The organism is Herbaspirillum sp. BH-1 (assembly GCF_002870055.1).
GTDB lineage: Bacteria > Pseudomonadota > Gammaproteobacteria > Burkholderiales > Burkholderiaceae_D > Herbaspirillum > Herbaspirillum frisingense.
Genome location: NZ_PKOI01000014.1, coordinates 132681 through 139122, shown reverse-complemented (window position 1 = coordinate 139122; position 6442 = coordinate 132681). Strand labels below are relative to the sequence as shown.

Below are 6442 nucleotides of genomic sequence, written 5' to 3'. Positions count from 1 at the left end.
CCCCTGAAAAGCTTCCTGCGCGCCCGTCTGGCGCGCGACCACCACCTCGGCCTGCCGCTGACCACCGGCCTCATGGCGGTGCTCTCCACCGCACTGCTGTTTGCCCTGATCGCCTATGAAGTCGCCACCAAGGGCGCGCTCACGCGCCTGGATCAGCAACTGGCGGACTGGTTCAACCAGCGTGCATTCTCGCCCCTGACCGAGCTGGTGCTGGGCTACACCCACCTGCACGGCACCATCGGCGTACTGGTGATGGGCGCGCTGCTGCTGCGGCACATGGTGCGGGCCCGGCAATGGGCCTGGGTGGCCGACCTGGCGCTGGTGTTGCCGGGCGGCATGCTGTTCAACTACACGCTCAAGCATGTCTTCGCCCGCATGCGGCCCAGCTTCGAGGATCCCATCCTGGTGCTGCACAGCTACAGCTTCCCCAGCGGACACACCATCGGCGCCACCCTGCTCTACGCCGTGCTGGCGGCCTACCTGCTGAACCAGCCGGCCCTGCTCGCGACCCTCGGCGCGCGCTTGCGCTTGGGCCCTGCCGGCGTACAGCGGGTCGTGGTGGGCGCGGCACTGCTGCTGGTCGGGCTGACCGCGTTCAGCCGGGTCTATCTGGGTGCCCACTTCCTGAGCGATGTACTGGGGGCAATGCTGCTGGGTACGGCCTGGTTCGCGCTATGGACCACGGCGGTTTTCACGATACAGCGGCACTATTGGACAATGTCGCGTTCCAACTGACTTTCCAACATCCCCTCGTTGCGAATGCCAGAACAACAATCCCTCCAGAATTTACCCGACAGCAAGACCGGAACCGGGCGCCCTGACGTCGTGGCCGCCATCAATGCCAAGGCCGGTGGCGGCCACGCCGAAGCGCTGGCCGCCCATATCACCGATGAATTCGCCCGCCACGGCCTGCGCGCCGTGGTGCACCTGGCGCACAGCGGCGAAGACATGCTGCAGGCTGCGCGCCAGGCGGTGCGCGACCAGGTCCCGGTGGTGGCCGTCGGCGGCGGCGACGGCAGCGTCAATGCCGTCGCATCCACCCTGCTGGCCGACGGCCAGTGCCGCAGTGCGCTGGGCGTGCTGCCGCTGGGGACCCTGAACCACTTCGCCAAGGACCTCGGCATCCCCTTGGTCTTGGAAGAGGCCATCGCCAACATCGCCACCGGGCGCCGCCTGCGGGTCGACAGTGGCGAGGTCAATGATCAGCCCTTCATCAACAATTCCAGTCTGGGCCTGTATCCGGACATCGTGCGCGAACGCGAGAAACAGCAGGCCCGCCTGGGACGCGGCAAGTGGCTGGCCTTTACCTGGGCGGCCATGGGCGCACTGCGGCGTTACCCCTTCCTGCGCGTACGCCTGTCCATCGATGGCCAGGAACACTGGCGGCGCACGCCCTTCGTCTTCATCGGCAACAACGAATACCTGATGAGCGGCCTGGACATCGGCAAGCGATCCACCCTCACCGACGGTCGCCTGAGCCTGTACGTCTGCCATCGCACCGGCCGCTGGGGCCTGCTGCGGCTGGCCCTGCACGCCCTGTTCGGGCGCCTGCAGGCAGCACAGGACTTCGACGTGCTGACCGCCACCGAGATCCACATCGAGACCCACAAGAAGCGCATGCGCGTGGCCACCGATGGCGAGGTCAACCTGATGCAGACGCCGCTGCACTATCGCATCCGCCCCGCCTCGCTGGAGGTGATCGTGCCGCAGGAAGCAAATGACGACGCCGGCAAGGAAGCCGGCATGCTGGACAAACTGTGGGGGGACCGCTGATGCGTACCCTCATCCATCTGTCGGACCTGCATTTCGGTCGCATCGATACCGCCATCATCGAACCGCTGATCGCCCAGATCCACGAACTGCGCCCCGATCTGGTGGTGGTCTCGGGCGACCTCACCCAGCGCGCCCGCAGCAGCCAGTTCAAAGAGGCGCGCCAGTTCCTGGACGCCCTGCCCAAGCCGCAACTGGTGGTGCCGGGCAACCACGACGTGCCGCTCTTCAATGTCGCCGCGCGCCTGCTGCAGCCGCTGCGCAAGTACAAGCGCCACATCACCCAGGACCTGCAGCCCTCCTACGTGGACGACGAGATTGCGGTAGTGGGCATCAACACCGCCCGCTCGCTGACCATCCAGGACGGGCGCGTGAACGACCGCCAGATCGAGCTGGCACGGCGCGAACTGGCGGCAGTGGACGACCATCTGGTCAAGATCATCGTCACCCACCATCCCTTCGACCTGCCGCCGGGGCCGCAGCATCATGGTCTGGTCGGCCAGGCGGTACCGGCCATGCGCGCCTTCGCCCTGTGCGGCGCCGACCTGCTGCTGGCCGGCCACGTGCACACCAGCTCGGCCGTCAGCAGCGCCGGGCGCTACCACATCCCCGGCTATTCGGCGCTGGTGGTACAGGCTGGCACGGCCACGTCCACCCGCGGGCGGGGCGAGAGCAATTCCTTCAATGTGCTGCAGGTGCAGCCGCACGAGATCGTGGTGCATCGCCTGGCCTGGCAGCCCGAGGCACGCTCCTTCGCGCTGGAGGCCACGCAGACCTTCGTACAGCGCGGCAACGAATGGTTCGAGCAGAAGGCCGATGGCGTACTGGGGGATTAGAGTCTGTTCACATTCAATCCAGAGCCTCCAGGGCACACGGAGCGCACAGACGAAAAAAGAGCCGCTGGAAAACCATGCGGCTCTTTTTTCATGTGCTCGTGACCGGCGCTGCCTGAGGAACCTGACAAACCTGATAAACCTGACAATTGCGCCTGCACGGACTCACATCGGGTTTTGGTCGATCCAGTCGCCGGAGAAATCGAGGATGTAGGCAATGGCCTCGTCTTCGGAGTCGAATTCATTGGTGGGCGCCTTGCGCTGGTAGCGCAGCTTGCCGCTGCCATCCTTGCCCTCGTGAATCACGAAGCAAGCCATGAATTTACCGCTATCGAGCTTCTTGACCTCTGGAATGACGGCATTTCCCCTGTACGGGAAGATCTGGGACATGTGATGAAACCTCCTTGTTGCGAGGCGCCATGCTAGCACAAGCGGCCTGTCTCCACAGGGCGCGGGCCGGCGACCCGCCGATCTCGCCAGGGCATGAGAATGTGGGAATGGCCGATACAGAAATGGACGGGCCGCACCTATATTTGCAACATTGTTGCATTTGTGAGATATTCGCAACTCAGTTGCATTTACATGTTCCCGTCCTGACCCGCATCTCCACCTCCTCCATCCCGTTTCCCATGACCACCACACAACGCCAGCCGCGCGACACCCGGCTTCCCGTGACGGTGCTTTCCGGCTTCCTCGGTGCCGGCAAGACCACCCTGCTCAACCACATCCTGAACAACCGCGAGGGGCGCCGCGTGGCGGTGATCGTCAACGACATGTCGGAGGTGAACATCGATGCGGCGCTGGTGCGCGACGGCGGTGCCGATCTCTCGCGCACCGAGGAAAAGCTGGTCGAGATGAGCAATGGCTGCATCTGCTGCACCCTGCGCGAAGACCTGCTGATGGAAGTGCGCAAGCTGGCCCGGGAGCGCCGCTTCGACCAGCTGGTGATCGAATCGACCGGCATTTCAGAACCACTGCCGGTGGCCGAGACCTTTACCTTCACCGATGAAGACGGCGCCTGCCTGTCCGACGTGGCACGCCTGGACACCATGGTCACGGTGGTGGATGCCTTCAACTTCCTCAAGGATTACAGCTCCCAGGACAGCCTGCAGGAACGCGGCGAATCGATGGGCGAGGAAGACAGCCGCACCGTGGTCGACCTGCTGATCGAGCAGATCGAATTCTGCGACGTGATCGTGCTCAACAAGCTGGACCTGGTCTCGGCGCCCGACCTGGAACGCCTGCACGCCATCCTGCAGCGGCTCAACCCGCGTGCCCGCATCGTCAGCGCCGAGTTCGGCAAGGTGGCGCTGGATCGCGTGCTCAACACGGGCCTGTTCGATTTCGAGCAGGCCAGCCAGGCGCCGGGCTGGTTGCAGGAATTGCGCGGCGAGCACGTCCCCGAGACCGAACAGTACGGCATCACCAGCTTTGCCTGGCGCGCGCGCCGACCGATGCATCCGCAGCGTTTCTTCGCCCTGGTCAATAGCGAGTGGCCGGGCGTGGTGCGCTCCAAGGGTTTCTTCTGGCTGGCCACGCGACCGGCCCATGCAGGATCGTGGTCGCAGGCCGGGGCGGTGTGCCGTCACGGACTGGCCGGCAAATGGTGGGCCGCAGTGCCCCGCGAAAAATGGCCGCAGGAACAGGAATCCATCGATTTCATCATGGAACAATGGGATGAGAACGTCGGCGACGCCCGCCAGGAACTGGTGCTGATCGGCATCGATCTCGACCAGAATGCCCTGCGCGCCAGGCTGGAAGCCTGCCTGCTGTCGGACACCGAGATGGCCCAGGGGCCGCTGGGCTGGGCGCGCATGCCCGACCCTTTCCCGGTCTGGGAATGAGGAAGCCGATACCATGAGCCTCACCAGCACCCTGCCCGACGTTGCCCGCGAACAGCGCGCCACCATCGCCCTGCCGCTGGAATGGGTGGGCATGAGCGGCATCGCCCTGCCCCTGCATCTGCAGGACGGGGCCGCCCCCATCCCCGCCACCGCCGAAGTGGCGGTCGATCTGCCCGACCCGCAGGCCAAGGGCATCCACATGTCGCGCCTGTATCTGCTGCTGGAGCAATTCACCGCCCGCGCGGCACTGACACCGCCGCTGATCCACGCCCTGCTGCGCCAGATGCGCGAGAGCCACGCCGATTGCCACTCACGCGGGGCCGCCTTGCGCCTGGATTTTTCCCTGCTGCAGCAACGCCCGGCGCTGGTCACGCCCGGTCTGACCGGCTGGAAGAGCTACCCCGCCAGCCTGGCTGCCGAACTGCATGACGAGCAGGTGCAACTGAGCCTGCGGGTGCGGGTGGCCTATTCCTCCACCTGCCCCTGTTCCGCCGCGCTGTCGCGCAAGGCCTTGCAGGATGCCTTCGCCAGTCACTTCGCCCCCAGCCCCGTCATCCCGCGCGAAGCCGCGCTGGACTGGCTGGCGCGGCATGCCAGCCTGGCCACGCCGCACAGCCAGCGCAGCGAGGCCGAACTGAGCATCAACGTCGCCCCCGACAGCGCCGAGTTGCCGCTGCTGGCCCTGATCGATACCGCCGAAGCGGCACTGGGCACCGCCGTGCAGACGGCCGTGCGACGTGCCGATGAGCAAGCCTTTGCATTGGCCAACGGCGCCAACCTGATGTATGTGGAAGATGCGGCGCGGCGCCTGCGGCAGGCACTGGAAGCGGCCTTCGGCAGCTGCGCGGTGCGGGTCAGTCACTACGAAAGCCTGCATGCGCATGATGCCGTGGCCGCCACCGCCAGCCCCGGCTGGCGCGAGCAGATCCGCTGATGATGACCGGTGGCGGCCGCCCCCGGGCCGCCGCCTGGCACGATGAGCGAAAGCGGGGTATCGTTGCCGCTCCTGCGTAAAAGATTTCCATGATGTCCGACCACGTCCCTTCCTTCCTGCAACGTCACCAGTACGCCGCTCTCGAACCCGGTCCTCGCCTGCTGGTGCTGGGTGCCGTGCACGGCAACGAAACCTGCGGCACGCAGGCCATCGCCCGCCTGCGCGAGCAACTCGACAGCGGCCAGCTGCGTCTGCAACGCGGCCTGCTGACACTGGTGCCGGTCACCAATCCGCTGGCCTACCAGAAGCACCAGCGCCAGGGCGAACGCAACCTCAACCGCAACCTGCGCCCGCATCCGGCCCCGGCCAACTTCGAGGACCGGCTCTGCAATGTGCTGTGCCCCTGGATCGATGAACATGAGGTGCTACTGGACCTGCACTCCTTCCACACCGGCGGCGTTCCCTTCGCCATGCTGGGTCCGCTGGACAACCAGGATGCGGTCGAACCTTTCGCCCATGCGGCGGCCGAGCAGCGCATGGTGGCGCACCTGGGCTGCAAGCGGGTGGTGGAAGGATGGATGACGGCCTACGTGCGTGGCGTGGAACGCCGCCGCCAGCAAGGCCATGCGGTGTCACCGGATCTGCTGGACCGGCAATACGGCGTGGGCACCACCGAATATGCGCGCAGTCACGGCCTGTACGGCGTCACGCTGGAATGCGGCCAGCATGATGATCCCCAGGCCCCCGAGGTCGCCTATCAGGCCATCCTGCAGACACTGAGCTTGCACGGCATGATCGATCGCCCCCTGCAGCCGCCGGCGGACGACATCCAGATCATCCGCCTGGTCGATGTGATCGACATGGCCCATCCCGATGATCGCTTTGTCCGCGAATGGGCCAGCTTCGACCGGCTGCGTGCCGGTGAAGTGATCGGCCATCGCCACGACGGCCGCCCGGTCACCGCACCGGAAGACGGCTACATCGTCTTCCCCAACCCACGCGCCCTGCCGGGCAACGAGTGGTTCTATCTGGGCGTGGACAGCCCGCGCAGCCTGTAAGGC

General features: G+C 65.9%; 7 protein-coding genes. 6 read left to right on the top strand and 1 reads right to left on the bottom strand.

Annotated elements, in window-relative coordinates; genetic code table 11:
* Positions 1-3: 3 nt before the first annotated feature.
* Genes HBH1_RS18010 through HBH1_RS18000 form a run of 3 tightly spaced genes read left to right on the top strand, consistent with a single transcriptional unit; the run spans position 4 to position 2606 of the window.
* Positions 4-735 carry a phosphatase PAP2 family protein gene (locus tag HBH1_RS18010; RefSeq protein WP_199181619.1) on the top strand — a complete coding sequence of 244 codons (732 nt, stop codon included), beginning with the start codon at positions 4-6 and terminating at the stop codon, positions 733-735.
* A 24-nt stretch (positions 736-759) separates the two neighbouring features.
* Positions 760-1773 carry a diacylglycerol/lipid kinase family protein gene (locus HBH1_RS18005; protein ID WP_102663843.1) on the top strand — a complete coding sequence of 338 codons (1014 nt, stop codon included), beginning with the start codon at positions 760-762 and terminating at the stop codon, positions 1771-1773.
* Positions 1773-2606 (top strand): metallophosphoesterase family protein, encoded by an 834-nt coding sequence (locus HBH1_RS18000; RefSeq protein WP_102663842.1) that lies wholly within the window; start codon positions 1773-1775, stop codon positions 2604-2606. Before HBH1_RS18005 ends, HBH1_RS18000 begins: the two co-directional genes overlap by 1 nt.
* 162 nt (positions 2607-2768) lie before the next feature.
* Here HBH1_RS18000 and HBH1_RS17995 read toward each other — a convergent pair whose 3' ends face one another.
* Positions 2769-2993, bottom strand: a complete 225-nt coding sequence (locus HBH1_RS17995; protein WP_006463880.1) for a hypothetical protein — start codon at positions 2991-2993, stop codon at positions 2769-2771.
* A 239-nt stretch (positions 2994-3232) separates the two neighbouring features.
* Here HBH1_RS17995 and zigA point away from each other — a divergent pair, with 239 nt between their 5' ends.
* From zigA to HBH1_RS17980, 3 genes are all read left to right on the top strand, one after another.
* On the top strand, positions 3233-4447 hold the full coding sequence (gene zigA, locus HBH1_RS17990; RefSeq protein ID WP_102663841.1) for a zinc metallochaperone GTPase ZigA: 1215 nt from the start codon (positions 3233-3235) through the stop codon (positions 4445-4447).
* Positions 4448-4460: 13 nt separating this feature from the next.
* On the top strand, positions 4461-5381 hold the full coding sequence (gene folE2, locus HBH1_RS17985) for a GTP cyclohydrolase FolE2 (RefSeq protein WP_102663840.1): 921 nt from the start codon (positions 4461-4463) through the stop codon (positions 5379-5381).
* 92 nt (positions 5382-5473) lie between these two features.
* On the top strand, positions 5474-6439 hold the full coding sequence (locus HBH1_RS17980; RefSeq protein ID WP_102663853.1) for a M14 family metallopeptidase: 966 nt from the start codon (positions 5474-5476) through the stop codon (positions 6437-6439).
* Positions 6440-6442 lie beyond the last annotated feature (3 nt).

Excerpts from the sequence above, each read along its gene's own strand:
- HBH1_RS17995 (WP_006463880.1), bottom strand. The coding sequence starts at position 2,993 with ATGTCCCAGATCTTCCCGTACAGGGGAAATGCCGTCATTCCAGAGGTC.
- HBH1_RS18000 (WP_102663842.1), top strand. The coding sequence starts at position 1,773 with ATGCGTACCCTCATCCATCTGTCGGACCTGCATTTCGGTCGCATCGAT.
- HBH1_RS17980 (WP_102663853.1), top strand. The coding sequence starts at position 5,474 with ATGTCCGACCACGTCCCTTCCTTCCTGCAACGTCACCAGTACGCCGCT.
- zigA (WP_102663841.1), top strand. The coding sequence starts at position 3,233 with ATGACCACCACACAACGCCAGCCGCGCGACACCCGGCTTCCCGTGACG.
- HBH1_RS18005 (WP_102663843.1), top strand. The coding sequence starts at position 760 with ATGCCAGAACAACAATCCCTCCAGAATTTACCCGACAGCAAGACCGGA.
- folE2 (WP_102663840.1), top strand. The coding sequence starts at position 4,461 with ATGAGCCTCACCAGCACCCTGCCCGACGTTGCCCGCGAACAGCGCGCC.